Raw genomic sequence first — 24,279 nt, 5'->3', positions numbered from 1 at the left:
AGGCGGTGGCCACCGCCCGCATGGCTCCAGTGCGCGGCCCGGAGGCCACGCGGCGTTCGTCGGCAAGCTTCTGCTCCCAGGCCTCGTCGGCCTCGCGCCCCGCGAGCACGGCGCGGCGACCGAGCACGAGGACGGACGCGAGCAGCACGGTGGGCACGGYGCCGACGACCCAGGTGACCAGCGGGCTCAGCCCGACGGCGGCCCAGCCGAGCACCGTCGCGACCACGAGGAGGCCCGCCAGGACGGCGCGCCGGCGCGCGGCGGCGGCGCGACGGGCGACGGAGGCMGCCCGGGCGGCTCGCGCCTGTGCGGCGCGGCGTGCCGCGTCCGCGGTGATCCGGTCCTGGGTGCCGTGCGGTCGGTCCACGGTGGTGCCTCCTGTCGCGCTCCCGGTGGCCACCGGGAGCCCCTTGCCCGGGGTCAGCAGCCCCGCGGTGCTGCTCGCCGTCGGCCCGCACTCCGCGGAGGCGGCCTCCTGGCGGATGCGCCGGTCGCTCACGGCGACCACGCGCAGCGCCTCGGAGAACCGGTCGTCCGCCCGGGACTCGAGCAGCTGCTGCCGGTGCCGCAGCTTGTGCGGCACCAGGTATGCCACCCACAGGACCACCAGCGCGAGCGCGACCGGTCCTGCGAGATCGTTCACGTCACGACGGTAGGCGCCGGGGCCGCACGTGCCGGGGACCGCCCCGGCGTGTCGGCCTGTGCGTCACCCGTTCCGGGCCCGCCAGCGCGCCAGCAGCCCGTCGGGGACGTCCTCGACGGTCAGCGCGAACGTGCGGTGGTCGCACCACCGGTCCTGGATGTGCAGGTACTTCTCGCGCAGCCCCTCGTCGCGGAAGCCCAGCTTCTCGACGACGCGCAGGGACGGCCCGTTCTCCGGGCGGATGTTGACCTCGACCCGGTGCAGCCCGAGCGCCGTGAAGCAGTGGTCGGTGGACAGGGCCACGGCGGTCGGGGTCACGCCCAGGCCCGCGACGTGCTCCGACACCCAGTAGCCGATCGCCGCCGAGCGCAGCGAGCCGTACGTGATCGAGGAGACGGTGAGCTGCCCGACGAGCGTGCCGCGCAGGTCGACCGCGAACGGCAGCGTCACGCCCGCGCGCGCCTGGGCGGACAGCGAGCGCACGAACGTCCCGAACGACGGGCGCGGACCCGTGACCGGGATCGGGCTCGTCGCGTCCCACGGCTCGAGCCACGCGGCGTTCTGCGCGCGCAGCGCCATCCACGTGTCCTGGTCGCGACGCCGCAGGGGCCGCAGCCGCACGTCGCCCTCCACCAGCACGGCGGGCCAGCCGGTCGCCATCAGCCCTCCAGCACGAGGCAGTGGATCACCTGGCGGGGGTGCACCGTCAGGTCCTGCTCACCGACGACCGCCAGCGCGTTGGCCTGCGCGAGCGCGTTGATCGTGGGTGCCGACGGGTCGCCGATCGGGGTCAGGTGGTACCCCTCGTCCGGCGAGCCCAGGACCGTGGCGGGCACGAACTGCCGGAGCCCGGGCGGGGACACCCAGCCCTCGGTCACCTCCGCCGCGACCGACGGGCGGAAGAGCTCCGCGTGCCCGGCCATGGCGCGCAGCGCGGGCCGGACGAAGACCTCGAACGACACCTGCGCGGCGACCGGGTGCCCCTGCAGGGCGAAGATCGGGACGGACTTGTCGCTGGCCAGCTCGTCCGCGACCGTGCCGAAGCCGTGCCGCTGCCCGGGCGTCATCGCGATCTGGTCGAGCCGCACGCTGCCCATGGGCGCCAGCACGTCCTTGACCGTGTCGTGCGTCAGCTCGGACAGGCCGCCGGTGATGACGATGAGGTCGGCGCGGACCAGCTGGTCCTCGATCGCCTCGCGCAGGATCGCGCGGTCGTCGCCCAGGATGCCCACCCGGACCGCGGCCGCGCCGGCGTCGCGGACCGCCGCCTCCAGCGCGTGCCCGTCGGCCTCGAACACCCCGGTGCCGGACCGGTCCGCGTTCGTGCCGGGCTCCACCAGCTCGTCGCCGACGGAGAGCAGCACCACGCGCGGCGTCGGGTGGACCCGCAGCCGGCCGCGGCCCATCGCGGCGGCCAGGGCCAGCTGGCGGGCGCCGAGCCGGGTCCCCGCCGCCAGCACGACGTCCCCCGCGCGCACGTCGGACGCGGCGGCGCGCACGTGCTGCCCGGCGACCGCCGGACGCTGCATGGCGACCCGGGCGGTCCCCCGGTCGGTCTCCTCGAGCGGCACCACGGCGTCGGCCCCCAGGGGCAGCGGCGCACCGGACGCGATCCGGACGGCCGTGCCGGGCACCAGCCGCAGCGGGCCCGGCTGCCCCGGACGGACGTCGTGCGCGACCGGCAACGCCTGCGCGCTCGCGTACCCGGCACCCGCCGTCTCGTGCGCGGCCACGGCGTAACCGTCCCGCGACGCGACGGCCAGCGCCGGCAAGTCGTGCGTCGCCGTGACGTCGGCGGCGAGGATGCAGCCCACGGCGTCTCGCAGCACGACGTCGAGCGGTGCGACCGGTCCGACTGCGGCCAGCACGGCCGCTAGGTGGTCCTGGACCGATCTCATGCGGGCATTGTGCCCCGCCCGGACCGGTCAGTCGGTCAGCGACCCAGCGAAGTCGGCCAACCAGGCACGGAAGTCGGGCCCGAGGTCGGGACGGTCCACCGCGATCTGGACGACGGCCTTCAGGTAGTCGAGCCGGTCGCCGGTGTCGTACCGCCGCCCCCGGAACACCACGCCGTACACGCCGCCCCCGTCCGCCGCCGGCAGGTCGGCGAGCGTCGCGAGGGCGTCGGTCAGCTGGATCTCGCCGCCGCGGCCCGGCTCCGTGCTCTCGAGCACCTCGAACACGGCGGGGTGCAGCACGTACCGGCCGATGATCGCCAGGTTGCTGGGTGCCTCGTCGGCCGGGGGCTTCTCGACGAGACCGGTGATCCGCACCTGGTCCGGGTCGTCGGCACCCTCGAACGCCTCGACCGCCGCGCACCCGTACAGGGAGATCTGCGACTCGGGGACCTCGAGCAGCGCGATGACCGACCCGCCGGTCCGCTCCTGCAGCGCGAGCATGGTGCTGAGCAGCTCGTCGCGCTCGTCGATCAGGTCGTCCCCGAGCAGCACCGCGAACGGCTCCTGCCCGACGTGGTGCTTGGCCTGCAGGACGGCGTGCCCGAGCCCCTTGGGCTGCCCCTGCCGGACGAAGTGCACGTGCCCGAGCTCGGTGGACTCGCGCACCTTGGCCAGCCGCTCGAGGTCGCCCTTCGCCTCCAGCGCCGCCTCGAGCTCCGGGACGGCGTCGAAGTGGTCGGCGAGCGTGCGCTTCGATCGGCCTGTGATGAGCAGGACGTCGTCGAGACCGGCCTTGACGGCCTCCTCCACCACGTACTGGATGGCCGGCTTGTCGACTACCGGGAGCATCTCCTTCGGCGTCGACTTCGTGGCGGGCAGGAACCTGGTCCCCAGGCCCGCAGCGGGAATGACTGCCTTGTGGATCGTCATGACGGGACAGTAGCCGCGCCTGTCCCGGTGCGCAGTGGCGTGCGTCACCACGAGGAAGTGTTCACACTCGGTCCCCCGGGGCGTCGTCGGGGAGTCTTGCGGTGGGCGACACTGGTCCCATGAGCAGCGTCGCCCAGCCGTATCCGCGCGTGTCCGAGGGGGACGAGGTCGAGGACGTCAAGGAACGGCTGAGGATGGCCATACGCGAGGCCCGCAAGGCTCGCTCCGCCCGGCTCCGGGAGGCCGCGGCCCGCGCGCTCGCCGATGTCGTCCTGACCATCCCCGCCGTCGCCGAGGCCGGCTGCGTGTCCGTGTACGCCTCGCGCGTCACCGAACCGGGCACCGGTCCCCTGCTCGAGGCGCTGGCCGCACGCGGCGTCCGGGTCCTCATGCCCGTGCTCGGCAGCGGGCTGCAGCGCGACTGGGCGGAGTACGCGGGTCCCGACGACCTGCGCGAACGCGCGCCGGGCCGACCACCCGAGCCGGGCGGTCCGACGCTGGGCGCCGCGGCGCTGGCCGACGCGGACGTCGTCATCGCCCCGGCCCTGGCCATTGACACCACCGGCGCCCGGCTGGGCCAGGGGGGCGGCTGGTACGACCGCGCGCTCGAGCACATCCGCCCCGGCGTCCCGGTGGTCGCGCTCGTCTTCCCGGAGGAGCTCTACGACGCCGACACCCGCCCGCTGCCCCGCGAGCGCCACGACCGGGTGGTCGACGCCGTGGCCACCCCGCTGGAGTGGCACCGCATCACGGCGTGAGCGTCAGCCGGTCCCGGACGTCCGCCGCCGTCGCGGCCTGCGTGAACGGCCAGGGGAACGTCTCGCCGCGCGACCACGGACCGAACTGGTCCGCGTAGTGGACGCTCGCCGGGTGCCCTGAGGCGCCCGTCAGCGTGACCCACGTCGACGCGTCGAGGTCGCCGAGGTCCACGACCATCCGCATCGACGGTGCGGCCGTCACCCCGAACGAGCCGGAGCTCGCGTCCCACGCGGTCGCGTCCACGATCGACGACCCACCTCCGACGCCGATGGGGTCGGGGTTCACCAGGTTCCGCACGACGGACGGGATCGAGGGTCCTCCCAGGACGGGGTGCTCGGGCGCGGCCGTGTGCACCTGCCCCCACCGCCACTCGGTCGCCTCGCGGCCCTGCTGCGCGGTGAGCTGCCGGCGCGCCGCGACCATCGCGCGGGTGAGCACCTCGTCGCGACCCTCGACGACGCCGGGCGTCGACTTGTCGTCCCACCACGGCGACGCGGGCTCGTCGATCAGCGTGCGGACCACCTCGAGCCAGCGCGAGTCGCCGTCGGGGCCGTACCCGTCCGGCAGGTCGTCGGCGAAGGCGGACTTGAGCACGTCGGCCCAGACGGCCGCGAAGTACGCCGCGGCCGCCGAGTCCGAGGATTGCACCCGGTCCCACGTGCGCAGGAGCTCCTGCCCGTCGTCGTAGAACGTGTCGTGGATGGGCAGCGTGAGCAGCACGGGGACGAGGACGTCGGCGTACGGGCTGTGCTGGTCGAGCTGCACCCGGCTCATGTCGGCCGCGTCGACCTTGCCGCTCGACGTGGCCGAGGTCAGCAGGTCGCGGATCCTCTGCGCGCGGTAGCCGTAGTCCCAGTCGTTGGTGAGGAACGGCCCGGTCCCGGCGGGCGTGACGGCCTGGTTCGCCGTGACGATGATGCCGCCGGCCGGGTCGAGCGTGCGGGGCATGTCAGCCGGGTCGACGAAGCCGGTCCAGTCGTAGCGGCTGTCCCAGCCCGGCCGCGGCCAGGTGCCGTTCGCGGGGACGGGCCCGCCCGGCACCACGGCGCGGGTCGGGATGCGGCCCGGCGCCTGGTAGCCGATGTGGCCGTCCGTCGTCGCGAAGACGATGTTCTGCGACGGCACGTCGAACGACGCCGCCGCGGCCCGGACGTCGTCGGCGTTCGCCGCGACGTTCATCGCGAGGACGGCGTCCATGGTCCGTCCGGGCTGCAGGGCGGTCCATGCCAGCGCCACGTCGAACCGGCGCCCCGGAGAGCCCTCGGGGACCGGCGCGCCGCCGACCCCCACCAGGTCCAGCACGTCCGACACGATCGGGCCGTGCACGGTCTCGCGGACCTTCAGCCGCACGTCGGCGCCGCCGTTGACGTGGATCAGCTCCGTGCGCTCGGTGATGGGAGCCTCGCCACCGTCGCGCCGGGTGGTGCTCCCGTCGACGCGCTCGAGGAAGAAGTCCGTCACGTCCGCGCCCAGGTTGGTCAGCCCCCAGGCCAGCTTCGCGTTGTGCCCGATCACGACACCCGGCATGCCCGCGAACGCGAAGCCCGAGACGTCGAACGGGCAGTCGGCCGAGACGTCGGCGCACCGCAGGCCGACCTGCTCCCAGATGCCGGGCGCCGAGATGCCGAGGTGCGGGTCGTTGGCCAGCAGCGGCTTGCCCGACTCCGTGAGGTCACCCGAGACCGCCCACGAGTTGGAGCCGACGCCGTGCCCGTCACCCAGGAGGTGCGGCACGGCCGCGAGGGCCGCGGTCGCCGACGCCACCGCCGCCTGGAGGTCCGGGTCGCCCAGGTCCATCGGCGCCACGTCCGCGGACGTCTGCGTGATCGCGGTCGGCGGCAGGTCGGCCGCGGTGAGGATGGGCTGGTTGAGGTCCTGCGGGTAGGCGGGGAACAGCTCGTCGACCCGGGCCACGTCGCCCACCGAGGAGAACGACGCCGCGCGAGCGAGCTCGTCGTCGTAGTTGCCGCGCAGGTCCCAGGCCATCGCCTTGAGCCACGCCAGCGAGTCGACCGGGTCCCACTTCTCCGGCTGCCGGACCGTCACCTGCCGGCCGAGCACGCTGTACTCCACCGCGATCGCGCCCGGGTCCTTGCCCTCGAGGTAGGCGTTCACCCCGTCCGCGTACGCCTGCAGGGCCGCCTGCGTGGAGGGTTGCAGCAGGTCCCACTCCTGCTCGGCCACCCGTCGCCACCCGAACGTCCGGATGACCTTGTCCGCCTCGAGCGCGTCGTCGTTCTGGCCCACCAGCTCGGAGAGCCGGCCGGCGGTGACGTGCCGGCGGTAGTCCATCTCGAAGAACCGGTCCTGCGCGGCGACATAGCCCTGCGCGCGGAACAGGTCGTCGCTCGTGGTCGCCGTGATCGTGGGAACGCCCCGCGCGTCGCGCGTGACCGTGACCTCGGCGTCCAGCCCGGAGAGCTGCTGCTCGCCCGAGACCTCGGGGAGCGGGCGGCGCACGACGACGAACGCGACGACCAGCGTCGCCACGAGCGCGAGCACGACGACGGCGGCGACGGTGAGCAGACCGAGACGGACGAGGTGAGGACGAGACACGCTTCGGAGGGTACTTCGCCCCTCGCGCTGCGGCCGTCGCAGCACCCCGAGGCGCCGGGCGGAATGTCCCGCGCGGGCGAGCGGTTAGGATTGGCACTCGGACGACGCGAGTGCCAGACCTTTCGACCCGCTCGATCAGCTGCCAGGAGACCTTAAGTGCCCACCTACGCCTACGCCTGCACGGCGTGCGGTCACGCCTTCGAGATCGTGCAGTCGTTCAGCGACGACTCGCTGAGCGTCTGCCCCGAGTGCGAGGGACGCCTGCGCAAGGTGTTCTCCTCCGTCGGAGTCGTCTTCAAGGGCTCCGGCTTCTACCGCAACGACGCCCGCGCCGGCGCGAAGTCCTCGTCGACGCTCCCCGCGGCCAGCACCGCGACCCCTGCTCCCGCGTCGTCGACGCCCGCGTCCTCGACGCCAGCACCTGCCGCGTCGTCGACGGGCGGCACCGCGGCCAAGCCGGCCGCGTCGGCCTGACCGACCCCGCTCCAGCCTTCGGCGCCTCTCACCCCCGGTGAGGGGCGCCGATGTCGTTGCCGGGCCTGTCGAGCCGTCCACAGCCCCGATCACCGCCGTCGCCGTCCACCGGCCGACGCGCACGCGGCTGCACCGCGTCCGTGCGCGCCTAGCGTCGGCGCCATGCACCCTCGCCCGTCGATCGGCCGGCCGCCGCCCCTGCCCCACCGCCGGCGCCCCCTGGCCCTCACGGTGCGGATCCTCCTGTGGCGCGGGCGGTTCCTCGTGGCCGCGGTCGCGCTGGGCGTCGCGGCGGCCTGCACCGTCCAGGCGGTCCGACCACCGGACCCACCGACCTCGGCGGTGGTCGTCGCCGCACGCCCGATCGATGCCGGGACGACGCTGACCAGCGCGGACGTCCGGACGGCACGAGTGCCGACCGCTCTGGCGCCGGACGGCGCGATCGCCGAGCCGGACGCGGTGCTCGGCGCGTCGGCGGCCGTCCCGATCGCGACCGGAGCGCCGGTGCTGCACGGTTTCCTCGCCGACGACGAGGTCCGCGGCCCGCCGGGGACGGTCGTCGCCACGGTCCGGTTCGCCGATCCCGCGGTCGCGGGCCTGCTCTCCCCCGGGGTGCGCGTCGACGTGCTGGCCGCCACCGCGGAGGGCGGACCCGGGGCCGTCGTGGCCACCCGGGCGCTCGTGCTCCCCGTCGCCCATCAGCCCTCGTCCGCGGGGGGCCTCGGGCTGGGCGGCGGCACGGGTGACGCGTCGGTCCCGGTGCTGCTCGCCGTGGCCCCCGCGGAGGCGCCCACCCTCGCCGGCGCCGCGGCCTCCGCCTTGCTGTCCGCGGTGGTCGTGCCATGATCGACCGGACTCCAGGGGCTCCGCCCGACCACCCATCTCGAGGGGCGACGTGACCGACAAGTTCAACGCCGGCGTACGCGGAGCGAGCCGTGGTCTGCACGGCACCGCCAAGGTGTTCCAGGGCTTCAAGGACTTCATCTCGCGCGGGAACGCGATCGAGCTGGCCGTCGGCGTCGTCATCGGCGCTGCGTTCGGTGCGGTCATCAAGTCGATCCAGGACGCGTTCATCAACCCGCTCATCGGCTGGATCTTCGGTGCGCCGGACCTGACCCAGCTGTGGGACATCGGCCCGTACACGTGGGGCGACAACCCCGACGCGACGCCCATCAGCGTGGGCACCATCCTCAACGCGCTGCTCGCGTTCGTGCTCACCGCCGCCGCGGTCTACTTCCTCATCGTCGTGCCGCTGAACGCCCTCGCCGCGCGGCGCAAGCGCGGCGAGGAGGAGGAGCCCGCCGCCCCGGGCGAGGACATCCTGCTGCTGCAGGAGATCCGCGACCTGCTCTCGTCGCGCCTGACGCCCTCGGTCGTCAACGACGCCGGGACCGGCGCTCCGGACGTCCCGAACCCGCGCCGGGACAACCCGCCGTCCATCCCGCCCAGCCCGGGGGCGCCGCCGCCCGTCTGACCGGACGGGCACCGCCGCCCGTATGACCGGGCGGGCGGCGCCGCCGGCTGCGGATCGCGCTCGGCGACGTGCTACTTGACGGCCGCCAGGAAGGCGAGCGTGCGCTGCGTCAGGAGCTCCGTCGCGTCGGCGTCGTACGACGAGAGGCTGCTGTCCGCGAACAGGTGCTCGTCCCCCGGGTAGAGGAACAGCTCGGCGTCCGGTGCCTCCTTGAGCAGGGCGCGCGCGGCGTCGAGGTCACCCTCCTCGACGAAGAGCTCGTCGTGGTCCATCCCGTGGATCTGCACGGGCACGCCGGCCGGCCAGGGCGTCTCGAACTCGGCGGTCGGCACGCACGAGTGGAAGAACAGCGCGCCCTTGGCGCCGGGACGCGTCTGCGCCAGCATCTGCGCAGGCATGACCCCGAGGGAGAACCCGGCGTAGACGATGCCCTCCGGCAGAGCGTCCACCGTGTGCAGGCCGCGCTCCGTCACGGTGCCGAACCCGACCTCGGAGGCGTAGCCGATCCCCGCCTCGAGGTTGTCGAAGACGTGGCCGTCGTAGAGGTCGGGCACGTGGACGGTGTGACCGGCCGCCCGAAGTCGCTCGGCGAACTCCTGCACGCCGGGCGTGAGGCCCTGTGCGTGGTGGAACAGCAGAACCTCGGCCATGGGTGGGACTCCTTCGGATCGGGTGGCAGATCGGCCCAGCGATCATCTCCTACGGCACTGACACCCGACACCGGGTCGTGCTCGCGGTCGACGCGACGCAGTTCGACGACGTCGTCATGCCGCGAACCTCGCCGCTCCAGCGGCCGCGCGACGGCGTGTCCCGGCCTCGGGCTACGAGCCCGAAGGCGTGTCCTGGCTCGGCGCCACCAGCGCGAAGGGCGTGTCCCGGTGCGGGGCTACCAGTGCGGAGGCTTGTCCTGGCTCAGCCGGTCGTCGTTGGAGCCGCCGTCGCGCTCACCCCAGCCGACGTCCGAGTCGTCGGCGCTCCGCGTGGCCACCACCGGGTCGGAGGCCACGGCGGCCTCCTCCCGCGCGGCGGGCAGCGGGCCGGGCGCCAGGACGGGGTGCGTGGAGACGAGGTTGGCGTCGTCCCCGCCGACCGTGCCCGCCGGCCGGACGACGCGGCGCGGCCGACGCACAGGAGGCGTGCCGTCAGGGCGGTCGGTCGAGGTCACGTTCGATGATCCCATCCGCGCGGCACCGCCGACCACGACGGGCAGGTGGCCTTCGGCACGCGGCCGCCAGTCAGGCCGCCAGACGACGGCCGAACGACTGCGCGGCCGAGGTGACGTCGACGGAGTCGCTCACGCGAAGGCGTCAGCAAGCGCCGCCGTCGACGCGTCAGCGCATGCCGCGCGCGATCGCGCTCCGCACCGCCGTGTCGATCCGGTAGGAGCGGCGCGTGATGCCGAGCTCGTCGCGCAGGGCCGCCGCGAGCTGCTCGCGGGTCCGCTCCTGCTCGTCCGACTGCAGCCACGCCACGAGCTCGTCCAGCTGGTCGTCGCTGTAGGCGCCGATCGGCAGACCCTTGCGGATGTCGGGCCGCTGACGCGTGGGCACCGCCAGCGCCAGCTGGAGCGGGCGGCTCGGCGGGCGCGGGTCGTCAGGCCCGCCCGACGCGGCAGCGGAACCCACGGCATCGGCCGCCTCGGTCGTGTCCGGCGCCGCGGCGGAAGCCACAGCATCGGCCGCCGCGGTCGTGTCCGGCGCGGCGGCGGACGCCACGGCCGCCGACGGATCCGACGCGGTCGCGTCGGCGAACGCAGCAGCGTGGGCCGTGCCGGGCGTACCCCCGGCCGCGGAGCCGACGGCCGGAGCGTCGGCGCCGACCGCCGCGGCTGGCGCGCTGCTCGACGCGACCAGGCCGGCGATCGGCGGGACGGCAACCCGTCGGGTGGAGATGCGGACCGGCGCTGTCGACACCGGAACGTCCGGACGTGCGGGCGGCTCGGAGGGGGCCGTCGAGGCGGATGCGGAGGGCGGCTCGGTCGGCGCTGGCACGGCGACGCCCGCCGAGGAGCCGCCGGCCGACGCGGAGGCGGTGGTCGACACGGGCGCGGCCGGAGCCGGAGCGTCGTCGTCGGACTCGACGACGGCGACGGCCGACCAGGCGCCGGTGGCGGGCGCGGGCTTGGGCTTGGGCGCCGCGGCGGTCGCGTTCGGCAGCTCCTCGGCCTCGTCGCTCTCCTCGATCAGCCCGAGATGCAGGGGCGCGCTCCGGGGGGCGGCGGGCGCAGGCACGCGGGCGTGCACGGCGCGGCGGATGCGGTCGACCTCGGCCTGCGGGTCGATGAACGCGGCCGCGGACCAGACCCGCACGACGCTCCAGCCGACGCGCTCCAGGCGGTCGGCGGTGAGCCGGTCGCGTACGCGGACGCTCGGCTCGGCGGTGTAGGACTCGTCGTCGGTGAGGACGGCGACGAGCATCTCGCCGGGCAGGTCCGGGTGGCCGACGACCAGCGGGATGCGGTCGCCGCCGGGGATGCCGTGGTCGGCCTCGACCAGCAGGCCGTGCTTCCAGAGCCGCTCGGCGAGGTCGAGCAGCAGGCGGTCGGGCTCGGTGGCCGCGGCGAGCGCCTGGTCGGCGKCGGCCGTGGCGGCGGCGAGGGACCGGAGCAGCGGGTCGGCGGGCTCGGGCTGCACGAGGTCGGTGACGTCCTGCCCGGCGCCGCGACGGGCGGCGAACGCGAGCAGGTCCGCCAGCAGCCGGGGGCCGGGGCCGCGGAGCCGCTCGGCGTCGAGGTCGTCGGCACCGAAGCAGGCGACGACGGTGAGCCGGTGGCGGGTGGAGCCGAGGGCGTCGAGCAGGAGCGCGTCGCCGCCCGGCGCGGAGATCGGTCCGAAGGTGTGCAGCACACGGCGGTGCGGGGTCCGGCCGAGGCCGAGGGACAGGATGATCGCCTCGCGGCGCAGCCCGGCGACGTTCGGCAGGTCGGTGACGACGAACGGGTCGACACGGCCGGAGTCGAAGAACGCGGCGAGCGCCGGGTTGCCGCGCACCTCGGTGAGCACGGACTCGCGGACGGCCTCGGCGTGGGTCGCGGTCGCGGTGATCACCGCGAGTGACTCGTCGGGACGCAGGAGCGCGTGGGTGAGCACGAGCTCGACGACGTGCTCGACCTCCTCGCGGGTCGAGTCGACGGAGCCGGACTCGGGGTGCGGCATACCGGTGCCGTCGACGAGGTCCAGGGCCACCAGCGGCCGGTGCTGCGGCAGGGGCGTCGCGCGCAGCACCCCGGCGTAGCCGTGCGCCGCGAGGAACGCGGTCAGGTACGGGTCGCGGCGCGAGGAGTCGGCGCGCAGGGCCACCGACGGCAGGACGTCGGCGAGCTCGCGCACGGCGGTCCCGGACGCGCAGCGGGCGTCGCCGACGACGACGACCTGGCGTCCGCGGGCGACCGCGGCGAGCGCGACCTCGACGGGCAGGTGGGCGGCGGAGTCGATGACGACCAGGTCGACGGTGCGCGTCGGCGGCAGCACCTGCGGCACGAGCATCGGGCTGGCGGCGATGACCGGCCGGAGGCGGCGCGCGACGTCGGGGTGCCGGACGACGGTGTCGCGCAGCGAGGTCAGGCGCTCCTCGATGAGGTCGGCGAACAGCGCCTCGGCCTGCTCGCGGTGCTGGCGCAGCGCGTGGGAGACGTGGCCGACGACGGCGCCGAGCACCGGTCCGGAGAGGCTCTTCACGTGCGCGCGGTCCAGCTTGGCGTACTGCGCCGACAGCGCGCCGAGCGCGGTGCCGTCGTAGCCGGCGAGCGCGGGGTCCTCGCCGAGGATCTGCTCGATGACCGTGCTCCACCAGGCCAGGTCCAGCTCGGCCGGGGCGAGCGCCGGCTCCACGCGCCGGGTGGCCAGGTCGTCGACGAGCGCGCCGAGGCCGGCCGACCGCAGCCGGTGCAGGATCCCGGTCCGGTCAGGCAGGTCCGCCAGCGCGTCGGTGTCCGACCGCAGGCGGGTCAGACGCTCGGTCAGCGCGGCGAACGGCAGGCTCGACAGGCCGGCACCGCCGGGCGTCGTGGCGAGCACCTCGTCGAGGGCGTCGAGGTCGGCGCGCACGGCGGCGAACTCGTCCTCGATGTGCTCGAGGCCGTCGGGTAGCCGCGGCCACCCGCCGGACGGGCAGTGCGCCTGCCAGGTCTCCCGCTGGGCCTGCACGTCGAGCAGGGCCGCGTGCAGGTCCGCCACCGGGCGGCCGGGCCGCACCATGTCCTTCGACTGCTTGCGCAGGCGGCGGCGCAGCCAGTAGCCCATGTCGAGCCCGCGCTCGGCGCGCCACTCCTTGGTCGCCGTCGCGGCGACGAGGTCGGCGGCGGTCCGCTCGAAGACGATGGGCGAGAACACGTCGAGCGCGGCGCGAACGCCGTCGAGCATGGCCAGCTGCTCGGCCCAGCCGACGACGGTGGTCGCCTGCGTCAGCCCGGTCTCGGCGGCCACCTGCGACGTGCGCTCCACCAGGGCGGGCAGCGTCTGGTCGAGCAGGCGCGCCAAGCGGCGCACCACGTTGTCGGCGTCGGCACGCGTGCGCAGGTCGGCGCCGTACCAGGGGGTGTCGACGGGCCGGATGCGGAACGCGCCCAGCTCCCCGACGCGGACGAGGTCGGCCGTGAGGTCGGCCCGGCGCGAGGCGTCGAGCACGCGCGCCACGTCCGGCGAGAGCCGCACGGTCGTCTTCGGGGTCGGCCGCGCGGCGGTCAGGCGGGCGAGCTGCTGCAGCGCGTCGTACGCCGAGACACCCCAGGGCGCACGCTCGGCGTGCAGCGCGTCCACGTACGAGCGCAGGCGCTCCCGGGTGGCGACGAGCTCGCTGCGCAGCGCGACGACGCCGTGCGCGTCCACGGCCGGCGCCTCGAGGGTCATGCCGCCCAGCAGCCGCCGGGAGATCGCCGACCGCCAGCCGGCGTCGGGGGCGACGTCGAGCAGCAGGTCGCTGAGGCCGAGGGCGGCGAGCCGGTCCGCGAGCGCGGTGGCCGCCCGGCGGTGACCGGGGACGTAGAGCACCGTGCGGCCGGACGCGGCGGCGTCGGCGACGAGGGCCGCGAGCGTGCCCGTGACGTCGGCGCCGGCCGGGGCGTCGACGAACAGGTGCGTGCCGGTGGCCACCATGTCGAGCACGTGCTGCTGGGCCGGGTCGAGATCGCCCACGCCGCGCTCGTGCCCGGGGTCGCGGTCGCCGCGCACGGGTGCCGGCAGCGTGCGCCGCAGCCGGGCGCGCGACTCCTCGACCCCCGCCAGCGCAGCGACGACCTCGTGCCGCTCGAGGGTGCCGGAGAGGTTGTCCAGGTCGTCCACCAGGATCTGGCCGGGGTGCACGAAGGTGCCGACGACGACCCGCTCGCTCAGGGAGAAGTCGTCGAGCACGGCCTCGCCCAGCGACGCCAGCCGCTGCAGCGCGCCGTGCGGATCGAAACCGTTGGAGGTGAACGTGCCCCGCGCGACGGCGCCGGGGTCGAGGAGCGCGCCGCGCGAGCGCAGGGCGCGGGCGAGCACGGGGTTGACCTCGAGCGACGGCTCGAGCGCGAGCTCGTAGTCGCTCTCGCCGGACCCGCGGGCGCGCAGCGTGACGGGCCGCAAGAGCACCGGAGCCCGGACGGTGCGCGGTGCCGCGTCGGCCTGCTGCTCCGCCTCCAGCGGCCGCTGCCGCGTGACCGACGCCAGGGCCGCGACGTCGTCGCTCGCGACGTCCGGGGTGGTGCGCTCGGTCCAGGTGGCGACGCCGATGGCCAGCGACGTGGGCGCGATGCCGTACCGCTGCGCGTAGACGGCGGCGCGCGCGCTCACGGCCCGGGCGCGTCGGCGGGCGCTCGAGAGCGCCGACCCCTCGCGGATCAGGTTGGACAGCCGCGTCTCCCGACCGGCGAACAGCTGCGAGATCCCCGACGGGTGCGCGGCGGACAGGTCGAGCGCTGCCTCGCCGAGCAGCTCGACGTCGACCAGCGTCGACCCACCTGCGGCCTCGACGAGAGCCGCGCGCCAGGTGGCGACGGCGCCCTCGAGGACCTCGGCAGGGGTCGGGGGCTCGACGAGCACCGGGCGGTCGGTGGGGTCTGCGCCGGTCTCAGGAGCCTGGTCGGGCCCCGGGCCGGTGGTGCGCACGGGGACGGTCACCCTGGGAACGCTAACCGCGCAGCCGCGTGATCCTGGGCATGGCGCGCCGTGCGCGACAGGTCCGCACCTCAGGTTTGTGCGGCGACAGACGCAGAGAGCGGGACGGGTCCGTGACCCGTCCCGCTCTCCGGACGTGAAGACGGTGCGCACCGCGCAGGGGGCAGGCGATGCGCACCGTCAGGACGAGTGTGCGGCACGAAACCGGTGCTGGTCAAACGTCCAAGCCGCTCGTCCGGGTGAATCCTGCGAACCCGCGAAACGTCTACATGACCGTGACAAAAATCAGGGTTCCCGTGACGATTTCGCGGTTCCGGGAGGGCGTCGACAGGGCCGCGAATCCGGGCCCGGCACGACGGCCGGGACCGCACCGCAGGGCACCACGCCGACCGTCGTGAGGCGGCAGCCCAGGAGCGCCGCGGGCACCGGCGAGCTGTGCGTGCCGGGTGCGAGGCGCCGCCGCACCGCGGGGTCGGATGCGGCGACGCGAGCTCCCGTGTCAGTGCGTCTTGCAGCACGGCTCGGCGAGGACCGCGGAGCCTGCGGACGACGCGGTGGCCCCCGCGAAACCCGTGAGGGCGGCGAGGACCAGGACGACGGCGATGCTGAGCTTCTTCATGAGGGGACCTTTCCCACAGGTGTGCCGGAATTTCCGGTACACCTGGCATGGTCCCTAGCCCGTGTCGTGGGCGCAATGACGCCCGGTACACGGGGGTAGACATCGCGGGATGGGTCAGGGCCGCGGCGGGAGCGGCACCGCCCCTCGGATCCCCGCCGCGGCGAGCGCGCGGCCGTAGGCCTCGACGACGCGCTCGTCGGCATCGCCGGCCACCCGTAGCCGGTCGCCGATCCGCCGCCAGAGCGTCGCCGCCGACCGCCCCGACGCGATCATGTCGAGCAGGTCGGCGGCGGACCGGTACTCCTTGACGGCTTCGGTCCGCGCGCTCTGGGCCAGCAGCGCGTCACCCAGCGCCTCGTGCGCGGCGGCCGCGTCCCGTCGCACGCCGTCGCGCAGCAGGTCGACGGCCCGCACGGCGTGCCGGTGGGCCGCGTCGGCGTCCTCGAGCAGCAGCCAGGCGCGGGACCGGACCGACTCGACGCGGGCCAGCTCGACCTGCGACTCCCMGATCTCGAGGGCCGTCTGCGCGGCGTCGAGCTCCGCGAGCGCCTCCCGCGGCCGGGCCGGGTCGACGGACACGAGCAGGAGCGCCCGGTCGAGGCGGAGCCGCGGCAGGTCCCGGTCGATCTCGTCGGCGCCGGCCAGGGCCATCGCCGCCTCGAGGTGGACCAGGGCCGCGTCGGGGTCGGCGAGGGCGTCGTCGACGAACGCGAGGTTCCAGTGCACCGACGACAACGCCCGCGCCGAGCCGTGCTCCCGGGTGTGCTCGAGCAGCTGCTTGCCGCGGAAGCGCGCGTACGTGGAGTCGCCCCGGGCGACGTAGGCCCAGATGATCGTCGACTCGAGCCGGACGACCTCGTCGGATCCCGCGACCGCCTCGGGGAGCACGGCCCGCAGCTCCTCGCCGCGCGCGACGGCCCGCTGCAGGTCGCCCAGCTCGGTGAGCGCCATGACGATCCGCATGGCGGCGTAGGCGGCCTGCTGGTATCGGCGACTCTCGACCAGCCGGGCGCAGACCCCCTCGAGCACGTCGACCGATCCCTCGAGGTCACCCGCCACGTCGAGCGCCTCGGCGTGCGCGAACCCGACCCGGGTGGCGGCGTCGACGTCCAGCCCGGAGACGTCGACCTCGGCCAGCACCGCGACCGCGGCCTGGGGCGAGCCCATGCGGGACAGCCGGCGGGCCTCGACGATCGCCGACTCGGCCGCGCGGTAGTCGGGCGCGCCTTCCCCCTCGACCAGGTACGCGACCGGGAGGCCCAGCACGTCGGCGACCCGGGCGAGGGCGTCCGCGCCGAGCGACCGCGTCCCGCGCTCGACGTGCGAGATGTACGTGGGGTGCACGCCGGCGGCCTTGGCGAGCTCACCCTGGCTCAGCCCGGCCTTCTCCCGCGCGTCACGGACGCGTCGGCTCAGCGGATGCACGGTCTCACGATAGGTACGGGCGGCGCGCATCGGAAGGTGGGACGAAGAAACCGACCAATATTCTTGTCTAGACAAACAGAACCATCGGCTGCACACTGGAGATCAGCCGGCGGAGCGCGAACCCGCCCCGGGACGGCGACGAGGACAGGGAGCGACCGATGCGCACACTCACGCTGGGGATGAACGTCTCGCTCGACGGTTTCGTGGCGACCCCCGACGACGGACTCGACTGGATGTTCCCGAACTTCAGCCCGGAGCTCATGGCGGACACCGAGAAGCTGCTCGCCGGGTTCGACGCGATCCTCATGGGTCGGGTCAACTACGAGGGGCAGGCCGCCACGTGGCCGGCCGCGGAGGGTCCGCTCGCCGACATCATGAACGGCGTCGAGAAGGTCGTCTTCTCCACCACCCTGGAGTCGGTGGACTGGCAGGGGGCGCGGCTCGCCACCGAGCCGCCCGAGGTCGAGATCGCCCGCCTGAAGGCCCAGGACGGCGGCCCGCTCGGAGCATCCGGCGGCGCGACGTTCGCCCGGTACCTCACGTCGCACGGCCTGATCGACGAGTACCGGCTCACGGTCCACCCCGTGTTCCTCGGCAGCGGCAAGCCGATCTTCGCCGAGCGGACCGCGCTCGAGCCGCTCGCGACGACGGACTACCCGAACGGCGTCGTCGTCAAGACCTTCCGCCCGAAGCGGGGCTGAGATGCTCGACGTCGCGGTCATCGAGGACGCCGCCGCCGCGGAGGCGTCGCTCGACCCCATGCGCACCCGGCTGCTCGCCGAGCTGGCGGAGCCGAGCTCCGCGACCGCCCTCGGCCACCGGCTGGGGCTCCCCCGCCAGAAGGTCAACTACCACCTGCGCACGCTCGAGCAGCACGGGCTCATCGAGCTGGCCGAGGAGCGGCGCAAGGGCAACGTGGTGGAGCGGGTCATGCGGGCGACCGCCCTGTCGTACGTGATCTCTCCCGCCGCGCTCGCTGCGCTGCGGCCCGAGCCGCGGCGGTCTCCCGACCGGCTCTCCGCCGCCTGGCTGCTGTCGCTGGCCGGCCGCCTGGTCGAGGACGTGGGCGCGCTGATCACGGGTGCCGCACGCGAGAACCGCCCGCTGGCCACGTTCGCGCTGGACGGCGAGGTCCGGTTCGCCTCGGCCGCCGACCGCGCCGCGTTCGCCGAGGAGCTGAGCAGCGCCGCGCTCGCCCTCGTCTCCAAGTACCACCAGGACGACACCCACCGCGGCCGGACCTTCCGGCTGGTGGTCGCCGTCCACCCGAGCACCACGTCCCGCATCGACCGAGAGAAGGAATGACCATGTCGCACGCGTTCGAGGTCACCGACGAGCTCGAGTTCGAGCTCACCCCCGAGCAGGTCTGGGAGGCCATCGCGACCGGACCCGGGATCAGCTCCTGGTTCATGGGCGCCACCGACGTGTCCCTCGAGGACGGCGTCGTCAGCACCCGCATGGGGGGCTGGTCGCAGGAGTCCGCGATCGTCGCCCACGAGCCGCTCACCCGGTTCGCCTTCAAAGGTGCCGAGGACCCCGACGGCCGGTTCTTCGGCATCGAGTTCCTGCTCGAGGCCCGCGCAGGCGGCACCACCGTGCTGCGCATGGTGTCGAGCGGGTTCCTTCCGGCCGACGACTGGGAGGACGAGTACGAGGCCATGGTCAGCGGCGGGGCGATGTACCGGCACACGCTGGCCGCGTACCTCACCCACTTCACGGGCCGGCCGGGCATCGCGGTGACGCCGTCGGCGGCCCCCGGTGACCTCGACCGGTCGTGGGCGGCGATGAGGGCGGACCTCGGTCTTGCCGACGACGTCGCGGTCGGCGACGCCGTCTCGCTCACCCCGGCCGGGCTCGACCCGATCGAGGGCGTCGTCGACTGGTCRGCGCCCGACGTCGTCGGCGTGCGCACCCCGGACGCCCTCTACCGCTTCTTCCGCGGCTTCTACGCCCCCACCGTGGGCCACCACCTGTTCGGCACCACCGACGAGACGAGCGCGACGGCAGCCTGGCAGGGCTGGCTGGACGCGGTCGCGGCCTAGGGAGGCGACGCCATGACCATCGACGAGTACATCGCCGGCCTGCCCGCCGACCAGGCGGATATCGCCGAGGCCCTGCGCGCTCGCCTCGACGCCGGCCTGCCGGGCGCCGAGGGCCGCGTGTGGCACGGCCACCCGGTCTGGATGCGGGGCGACGACCCCGTCGCCGGCTTCAAGGCGTTCCCCCGGTGGGTCACCCTGCTGCTGTGGCACGGCGCCGAGGTGACCCGGTCGACCGACGCGCTCACGGCGTCGGCCGACGGGGCGCGGTGGAGCCTGAAGATCGCCGCCCCGAGCGACCTCGACGGCGCCGCGGTGGACGGCTGGCTCGGTCAGCTGGCGGGCTGACCGGCGTCGTCGTCCAGCCACTGCCACGTGGCCAGGATCCCGTCGGCCGCCTCGACGGCGCGGGCGTGCCACGAGTAGGACAGGACGCCGACGACGAACGCCCACCCGCCGCGGTCCACGTGCGTGTCGGTGAGGGTCGCCGCGCCGCCGTACGTGCAGGTGGTGCGCCAGCCGACGCCGAGCGCGGAGTCGACCCGGTCCACAGGTCCGATCGCCGCCTGCGGCGCGACGTAGTGGTCCCGGACGAGCTGGACGCGCTCGGCGGCGGGCCGGACCTCGTGGTCCCCCGCGCCCTGCCCGACGCGGCCGAGGCAGACCACCAGCAGGTGCGTCCGTTCGGCGAGCACGACGCGCGCGTCCTGCCGTGAGCCGTCCGGCCCGAGGTCGCCGCCGCCGACGTCGGGCCCTGGAGCCAGGAACGACTCCCCCGGGCGGCCGTCGCCGAGCGGCGCGACCACCACGCGGTGCGTCCGCGCGTAGGCGTCGGCCGGCGCGGKCGGCGGTCGCATGCGCAGCAGAGGCACGGACCGCGCGGCCCGGCGCAGCTGATCGGCGCTCTCCGGGTGCGCCCTGCCGACCTTGCGGATCATCCGCTCGCGCCACCAGACGAGCCTGAGCCACGCGATCGCGAGGACCGCGGCCGCCCAGATCCCGAGGGTGACCAGCAGGTGGAGCAGGGGCGGCACCGGGTCGGCCAGCACGGTGCCCGGCGGCAGGTCGAGCACGAGGGCGGCGATCACCCTCGGTMTATCGGCGCGGCGACGCCCGCGGTTGACGCGATCGGGCCGGCCCGATCAGGGGCCGGCCCGATCGCCGCAGCGTGGTGCTCAGTGAGCGAGCACCGGCGCCTCGTCGGCGGCGGCTACCGGGGTGGCCGCCGCCAGCCGGGCGGCGCGGTCGCCGCGCGTGCGGAACAGCGTCGCGGTCACCAGGGCGCCGACCAGGAAGATCCCCGCGGCCCACGTGTAGGCGACCGAGAAGCTGTGCAGCGCCGCGTTGGCGAGCACCGCCGGGGTGGCCGGGGCGTGGTCCGCGACGTAGGCCGTCGCGGCCGTCGCGGCCAGCGTGTTGAGCACCGCGGTCCCGATGGCCCCGCCGACCTGCTGGCTGGTGGAGACCATGGCCGATGCGGCGCCGGCCTGCCGCGGCGGGATGCCGAGGGTCGCGATCTGGAACGACGCGGGCATGATCGAGCCCATCGCGATCCCCATCCCGATCAGGCCGATCAGCACCGGGCCGTACCCGCTGTCGAGGTCGAGCGTGGTGAACCAGAGCATCGCGCCCGCGCCGATCGTCATGCCCATCGGCACCAGCAGCTTGGGGCCGTACCGCGGCACCAGGATGTTCGACTGGATCTGCGCGGTGATGATGATGGTCAGGACCATCGGCAGGAACGCGGTACCGGTCTGCATGGGGGTGTACCCGAGCGTGAGCTGCAGGTAGTAGGTGAGGAACAGGAACACCCCGAACATGCCCGAGCCGGCGACGAGGATCGCGAGGAACCCGGCGCCACGGTCGCGGTCCTGGACGATCGAGAGCGGAAGCAGCGGGTGCTGCGCGGTCCGCTGCCGCAGCACGAAGGCGACCAGCAGCACGACGGCCGCGGCGAGCGAGCCCCACACCGCCGGAGCGTCCCAGCCCTGGGGCTGGGCCTGCGAGAAGCCGAACACGAGCGCGAACAGGCCGGTCGAGGCGAGGACGACGCCCGGCACGTCGATGCGGGTGTCGTGCTTGGTGTCCGTGCGCGAGAGCAGGACGGTGCCGGCGACGAACGCGATCACGGCGATGAACACGTTGACGTAGAGGTTCCAGCGCCAGTTGAAGTTCTCGGTGAGGAAGCCGCCGAGCAGCAGGCCGATGGCCCCGCCCATGCCGGCGATGGCACCGAAGACGCCGAACGCGCGGGCGCGCTCCTTCGGGATGGTGAACGTGGTGGTCAGCACGGACAGGGCCGCGGGCGCGAGGACCGCAGCGAAGGCGCCCTGCAGGGCCCGCGCGCCGACGAGGAGCTCGAAGCTCTGCGCGGCGCCGCCGAGGGCGGAGGCGACGGCGAAGCCGACGAGGCCGATGAGGAACATGCGGCGGCGGCCGAACATGTCCGAGAGGCGGCCGCCGAGCAGCAGCAGGCTGCCGAAGGCGAGCGCGTAGGCGGTGACCACCCACTGGCGGTCGTTGTCGCTGAACCCGAGATCCGCCTGGGCGGAGGGCAGCGCGATGTTCACGATGGTCGCGTCGAGCACGACCATGAGCTGGGCGAGGGCGACGGTGGCCAGGACGAGCCAGCGGTGCCGGCTCTCTGGCCTGGTCTGGATGGGTGACGACATGGTGCTGCTCCTGGGACGTCGTGGTCGGTGGAGCGACTGTAATACGGAACTAGCCAGTTCCGGAACCCCTTAGTCTCGATTTCTCCGGCTACAGTAGGGGCGACGACGAGAGAGGCGACGATGAGCGTGGACGACCTGACCGGGACGACGACGACCCGGAAAGCCGGCCGCCGCCGCGACGAGTCCAAGGACGACGCGATCCTCCTGGCCACGCGCGAGCTGCTGGCCGAGCGCGGCTTCGACGGCATGACCATGGACGCCGTCGCGGACCGGGCCGGCGCGGGCAAGGCCACCGTCTACCGCCGCTGGCCGTCCAAGGTGCAGCTCACGGTCGACGCCGTCGTCTGCGCGCGCGGCGTCGCCCAGACCGTCGACGACATCCCCGACACGGGCTCGCTGCGCTCCGACCTGCTCGCCGTCCGCTACGGCAGGCCGCGGACGGACGACGACTCCGAGCTGATGTCCGGCCTGATGTCCGCGGTGAAGGAGAACCCCGAGGTCGCCGCCGTGTTCCACGAGCAGTTCGTCCGGTCGCGCGTGAACATGATGCGCGGGCTGCTCGAGCGGGCGCAGGCCCGAGGCGAGCTGCGCGAGGACATCGACCTCGACATGGTCGCCGCCGTGGCGCCGGCCATGATCGCCTACCGCAAGATGGTGGCCGGGCAGCGCATCGACGACGAGTTCGTCGTGCAGATGATCGACACGGTGATCCTGCCCCTGGCCACGGGCAGGCAGCCGACCTCCTAGGTCAGCCAGACGGCCCGCCACGGCGCGAGCCAGAAGGTGTCGTCGTCGCCCGGGCCGACGTCGGTGCCGGTCAGCGCGTCGCGGCCCACGCCGAGCTCGCGCAGGCGCCAGCCGGGCACCGGCCGCCAGTCGGGCGTCACGTTGTAGGCGGCGAGCAGCGGCCCCAGCGGGTGGCGGCGGACGACCGTCAGCACGCCCGGGTCGTCGGGACCGAGCACCTCGCTCGCCACGGACGCGTGCAGGTGCGGGAGCGTCGCCCGCACGGTCCCGAGGTGCCGCAGGCCCTCGAACACCCGCTGCTCGACGGTGTCGCGGTCGTGCCGCCGGGCGGCCGCCGCGAGGTCGAGGCGGGGCCGGTGCGCCCAGCGGTTGTCGTCGGCGTGCCCGGGCTCGTCGGCCCACGCCGGGTCGTTCGGCAGGGCCAGCTCGTCACCGGACCAGAGGACGGGCACGCCGCCCCAGCCGAGCACGACGGCGTGCGCGAGCAGCAGCCCGGCGACGGCGGCGTCGATCCATGCCGGGTCGTCGGCCGCGCGCGCCGCCTCCAGCCCGACCAGGCTCGCGGCCGTGCCGCTGATGCGCCGGTCGCCGGTCGCGGCGTTCTCCTGGAACACCAGGCCGCGGGCGTCGGAGCCCGGGAAGACCCCCGCGTACCAGTCCGAGAGGAAGTGCCGGTGGAGGTAGCCGTCGAGCCCGACGGCCGCGGCGTCCTGGTCGGCGATCGCCCACCCGATGTCGTCGTGGCACCGCACGTACGTGACCCACGCGGTGGTCGACGGGATGGGCGGGAGGGCGCGCAGGGCGTGGCTGGCCAGCGTCGCGTCCTTGGCGGCGAGCATGGACCACACGTGCACCATGAGCCCGTTGTGGTACGCCAGGTCGCTGACCTTGCCGTGGTGCCGACCGGTGCCGAGGTAGTGCACGAGGTCCGCGGGCCCGACGATCGCCTCGGCCTTGAACACCACGGCGGGGCAGGCGATCCGGGCGACGGCGCGCAGGGCCTGCGTGATCGCGTGCACCTCCGGCTCGTTCTGGCACGAGGTGCCCATCCGCTTCCACAGGAAGGCGATGGCGTCGAGCCGGAACACCTCGACGCCCTGGTTGGCCAGGTGCAGCACGACGTCCGCCAGCTCGGCGAACACCCGCGGGTTCGACCAGTCGAGGTCCCACTGCCACGAGTGGAACGTGGTCCACACCCAGCCGTCGAGGTCGTCGTCCCACGTGAAGCTGCCCGGCGCGAAGTCGGGGAAGACCTCGAAGAGCGTCCGCTCGTACGCGTCGGGCAGCGTGCGTGTGGGGTAGACGTGGAAGTACTCGCGGTAGCGCTGCTCGCCCGCGCGCGCCCGGGCGGCCCACTCGTGCTCGCGCGCGACGTGGTTGAGCACGAGGTCCAGCACCAGGCTGATGCCGGAGCGCCGCAGGTCGGTGGCCAGCGACCGCAGGTCCGCCATCGTGCCGAGGTCGGGCCGGACGGTGCGGTAGTCGGCCACGGCGTACCCGCCGTCGTTGTCGCCCTCCCGCGGTCGGAGCAGCGGCATGAGGTGCAGGTACGTCACGCCCAGCTCGCGCAGGTAGTCGACCGACCCGCGCACGCCCTCGAGGTCGCCCGCGAACCGGTCCGCGTAGGTGGCGTACCCGAGCATGCGCGGGTCCTGGAACCAGTCGGGCGCCAGAGTGCGCTGCTGGTCGAGCCGGTGCAGCTCGGGGTCCCGTTCGGCGTAGGTGCGCGCCGCGGAGGCGACGAGGCCGGCGAGCAGCGTCGGGGCCCCGGGATAGACGGCCTCGATGCCGTCGCGCAGGTCGGGCCACCAGCGCTCGAGCCGCAGCTCGAACAGCTCCCGACGGGCGCCGTCGAGGTCCGCGAGCGCCGCCGCGGCGGCCGCCCGGACGTTCGGCGGGATCTCGGTCACGGGACGAATCTGTCACGGGAGGGCCGTGGGCCGCTGGTTAT

20 protein-coding genes and 1 pseudogene are annotated in these 24,279 nt (G+C 74.6%); 9 read left to right on the top strand and 12 right to left on the bottom strand.

From position 1 onward, the window contains the following. The 4 genes and pseudogenes from AC1DQC_RS02640 to galU all read right to left on the bottom strand — a co-directional run. Positions 1 to 643 (bottom strand): annotated as a pseudogene (locus AC1DQC_RS02640) (hypothetical protein); the annotation flags it as partial. Between the two features lie 63 nt (positions 644 to 706). Beyond that, positions 707 to 1,303: a GNAT family N-acetyltransferase gene (locus tag AC1DQC_RS02635; RefSeq protein WP_477049679.1), complete on the bottom strand. Its 597-nt coding sequence runs from the start codon at positions 1,301 to 1,303 to the stop codon at positions 707 to 709. Beyond that, the gene (locus AC1DQC_RS02630) at positions 1,303 to 2,541 is read right to left on the bottom strand and encodes a molybdopterin molybdotransferase MoeA (RefSeq protein ID WP_477049678.1); all 1,239 of its coding nucleotides are present in this window, start codon (positions 2,539 to 2,541) and stop codon (positions 1,303 to 1,305) included. Before AC1DQC_RS02630 ends, AC1DQC_RS02635 begins: the two co-directional genes overlap by 1 nt. A 27-nt stretch (positions 2,542 to 2,568) precedes the next feature. Next, positions 2,569 to 3,471 carry a UTP--glucose-1-phosphate uridylyltransferase GalU gene (gene galU / locus AC1DQC_RS02625; RefSeq protein ID WP_477049677.1) on the bottom strand — a complete coding sequence of 301 codons (903 nt, stop codon included), beginning with the start codon at positions 3,469 to 3,471 and terminating at the stop codon, positions 2,569 to 2,571. A 119-nt stretch (positions 3,472 to 3,590) separates the two neighbouring features. On the opposite strand from galU, the gene AC1DQC_RS02620 reads away from it, so the two are divergent. Beyond that, positions 3,591 to 4,229, top strand: a complete 639-nt coding sequence (locus AC1DQC_RS02620; RefSeq protein ID WP_477049676.1) for a 5-formyltetrahydrofolate cyclo-ligase — start codon at positions 3,591 to 3,593, stop codon at positions 4,227 to 4,229. On the opposite strand, the gene AC1DQC_RS02615 is transcribed toward AC1DQC_RS02620, so the two are convergent. Beyond that, complete coding sequence (locus AC1DQC_RS02615) at positions 4,219 to 6,786, bottom strand: penicillin acylase family protein (protein WP_477049675.1); 2,568 nt, start codon at positions 6,784 to 6,786, stop codon at positions 4,219 to 4,221. The genes AC1DQC_RS02620 and AC1DQC_RS02615 overlap by 11 nt on opposite strands. 156 nt (positions 6,787 to 6,942) lie before the next feature. Between AC1DQC_RS02615 and AC1DQC_RS02610 the strand changes: the two genes are divergently transcribed. The 3 genes from AC1DQC_RS02610 to mscL all read left to right on the top strand — a co-directional run bounded on the left by AC1DQC_RS02610 (position 6,943) and on the right by mscL (position 8,734). Next, positions 6,943 to 7,260, top strand: a complete 318-nt coding sequence (locus tag AC1DQC_RS02610) for an FmdB family zinc ribbon protein (RefSeq protein ID WP_477049674.1) — start codon at positions 6,943 to 6,945, stop codon at positions 7,258 to 7,260. 162 nt (positions 7,261 to 7,422) lie between these two features. After that, the gene (locus tag AC1DQC_RS02605; RefSeq protein WP_477049673.1) at positions 7,423 to 8,106 is read left to right on the top strand and encodes an SAF domain-containing protein; all 684 of its coding nucleotides are present in this window, start codon (positions 7,423 to 7,425) and stop codon (positions 8,104 to 8,106) included. 49 nt (positions 8,107 to 8,155) lie between these two features. Further along, positions 8,156 to 8,734, top strand: coding sequence for a large conductance mechanosensitive channel protein MscL (gene mscL, locus AC1DQC_RS02600; RefSeq protein ID WP_477049672.1), 579 nt, complete (start codon positions 8,156 to 8,158; stop codon positions 8,732 to 8,734). A 71-nt stretch (positions 8,735 to 8,805) separates the two neighbouring features. Here mscL and AC1DQC_RS02595 read toward each other — a convergent pair whose 3' ends face one another. The 4 genes from AC1DQC_RS02595 to AC1DQC_RS02580 form a co-directional block, all read right to left on the bottom strand. Further along, entirely contained in the window at positions 8,806 to 9,384 is a 579-nt protein-coding gene (locus AC1DQC_RS02595; protein WP_477049671.1) for a dienelactone hydrolase family protein, read from the bottom strand. Between the two features lie 236 nt (positions 9,385 to 9,620). Continuing rightward, complete coding sequence (locus AC1DQC_RS02590) at positions 9,621 to 9,899, bottom strand: hypothetical protein (protein WP_477049670.1); 279 nt, start codon at positions 9,897 to 9,899, stop codon at positions 9,621 to 9,623. Positions 9,900 to 10,065: 166 nt separating this feature from the next. Continuing rightward, positions 10,066 to 14,829, bottom strand: a complete 4,764-nt coding sequence (locus AC1DQC_RS02585; RefSeq protein ID WP_477049669.1) for a hypothetical protein — start codon at positions 14,827 to 14,829, stop codon at positions 10,066 to 10,068. A gap of 730 nt (positions 14,830 to 15,559) precedes the next feature. Continuing rightward, a complete protein-coding gene (locus AC1DQC_RS02580) occupies positions 15,560 to 16,870 on the bottom strand; it encodes a helix-turn-helix domain-containing protein (RefSeq protein WP_477049668.1) in 1,311 nt (436 codons plus the stop codon). A gap of 158 nt (positions 16,871 to 17,028) precedes the next feature. On the opposite strand from AC1DQC_RS02580, the gene AC1DQC_RS02575 reads away from it, so the two are divergent. Genes AC1DQC_RS02575 through AC1DQC_RS02560 form a run of 4 tightly spaced genes read left to right on the top strand, consistent with a single transcriptional unit; the run spans position 17,029 to position 19,257 of the window. After that, positions 17,029 to 17,571, top strand: a complete 543-nt coding sequence (locus AC1DQC_RS02575) for a dihydrofolate reductase family protein (RefSeq protein ID WP_477049667.1) — start codon at positions 17,029 to 17,031, stop codon at positions 17,569 to 17,571. A gap of 1 nt (position 17,572) precedes the next feature. Beyond that, positions 17,573 to 18,175 (top strand): helix-turn-helix domain-containing protein, encoded by a 603-nt coding sequence (locus AC1DQC_RS02570; protein WP_477049666.1) that lies wholly within the window; start codon positions 17,573 to 17,575, stop codon positions 18,173 to 18,175. Between the two features lie 2 nt (positions 18,176 to 18,177). Further along, the gene (locus AC1DQC_RS02565) at positions 18,178 to 18,912 is read left to right on the top strand and encodes an SRPBCC family protein (protein ID WP_477049665.1); all 735 of its coding nucleotides are present in this window, start codon (positions 18,178 to 18,180) and stop codon (positions 18,910 to 18,912) included. 12 nt (positions 18,913 to 18,924) lie between these two features. Continuing rightward, complete coding sequence (locus AC1DQC_RS02560) at positions 18,925 to 19,257, top strand: hypothetical protein (RefSeq protein WP_477049664.1); 333 nt, start codon at positions 18,925 to 18,927, stop codon at positions 19,255 to 19,257. Here the strand turns inward: AC1DQC_RS02560 and AC1DQC_RS02555 are convergent. Then, positions 19,242 to 19,997 carry a hypothetical protein gene (locus AC1DQC_RS02555; RefSeq protein WP_477049663.1) on the bottom strand — a complete coding sequence of 252 codons (756 nt, stop codon included), beginning with the start codon at positions 19,995 to 19,997 and terminating at the stop codon, positions 19,242 to 19,244. The genes AC1DQC_RS02560 and AC1DQC_RS02555 overlap by 16 nt on opposite strands. Positions 19,998 to 20,084: 87 nt before the next feature. After that, positions 20,085 to 21,581 (bottom strand): MFS transporter, encoded by a 1,497-nt coding sequence (locus AC1DQC_RS02550; RefSeq protein ID WP_477049662.1) that lies wholly within the window; start codon positions 21,579 to 21,581, stop codon positions 20,085 to 20,087. Positions 21,582 to 21,701: 120 nt separating this feature from the next. Here AC1DQC_RS02550 and AC1DQC_RS02545 point away from each other — a divergent pair, with 120 nt between their 5' ends. After that, positions 21,702 to 22,328 (top strand): TetR/AcrR family transcriptional regulator, encoded by a 627-nt coding sequence (locus AC1DQC_RS02545; RefSeq protein WP_477049661.1) that lies wholly within the window; start codon positions 21,702 to 21,704, stop codon positions 22,326 to 22,328. Here AC1DQC_RS02545 and AC1DQC_RS02540 read toward each other — a convergent pair. Further along, the gene (locus AC1DQC_RS02540) at positions 22,325 to 24,238 is read right to left on the bottom strand and encodes an alpha-amylase family protein (RefSeq protein WP_477049660.1); all 1,914 of its coding nucleotides are present in this window, start codon (positions 24,236 to 24,238) and stop codon (positions 22,325 to 22,327) included. The two genes, AC1DQC_RS02545 and AC1DQC_RS02540, sit on opposite strands and share 4 nt — an antisense overlap. Positions 24,239 to 24,279 lie beyond the last annotated feature (41 nt).

Source organism: Cellulomonas sp. P4_H12 (assembly GCF_056400905.1).
The sequence above is the reverse complement of the archived record's forward strand: the minus strand, read 5'-3'. Positions and strand labels throughout refer to the sequence as shown.

Coding starts and splice junctions, on each gene's coding strand:
- AC1DQC_RS02635 (WP_477049679.1), bottom strand. CDS start 1,303: ATGGCGACCGGCTGGCCCGCCGTGCTGGTGGAGGGCGACGTGCGGCTG.
- AC1DQC_RS02630 (WP_477049678.1), bottom strand. CDS start 2,541: ATGAGATCGGTCCAGGACCACCTAGCGGCCGTGCTGGCCGCAGTCGGA.
- galU (WP_477049677.1), bottom strand. CDS start 3,471: ATGACGATCCACAAGGCAGTCATTCCCGCTGCGGGCCTGGGGACCAGG.
- AC1DQC_RS02620 (WP_477049676.1), top strand. CDS start 3,591: ATGAGCAGCGTCGCCCAGCCGTATCCGCGCGTGTCCGAGGGGGACGAG.
- AC1DQC_RS02605 (WP_477049673.1), top strand. CDS start 7,423: ATGCACCCTCGCCCGTCGATCGGCCGGCCGCCGCCCCTGCCCCACCGC.
- AC1DQC_RS02595 (WP_477049671.1), bottom strand. CDS start 9,384: ATGGCCGAGGTTCTGCTGTTCCACCACGCACAGGGCCTCACGCCCGGC.
- AC1DQC_RS02575 (WP_477049667.1), top strand. CDS start 17,029: ATGCGCACACTCACGCTGGGGATGAACGTCTCGCTCGACGGTTTCGTG.
- AC1DQC_RS02570 (WP_477049666.1), top strand. CDS start 17,573: ATGCTCGACGTCGCGGTCATCGAGGACGCCGCCGCCGCGGAGGCGTCG.
- AC1DQC_RS02560 (WP_477049664.1), top strand. CDS start 18,925: ATGACCATCGACGAGTACATCGCCGGCCTGCCCGCCGACCAGGCGGAT.
- AC1DQC_RS02550 (WP_477049662.1), bottom strand. CDS start 21,581: ATGTCGTCACCCATCCAGACCAGGCCAGAGAGCCGGCACCGCTGGCTC.
- AC1DQC_RS02545 (WP_477049661.1), top strand. CDS start 21,702: ATGAGCGTGGACGACCTGACCGGGACGACGACGACCCGGAAAGCCGGC.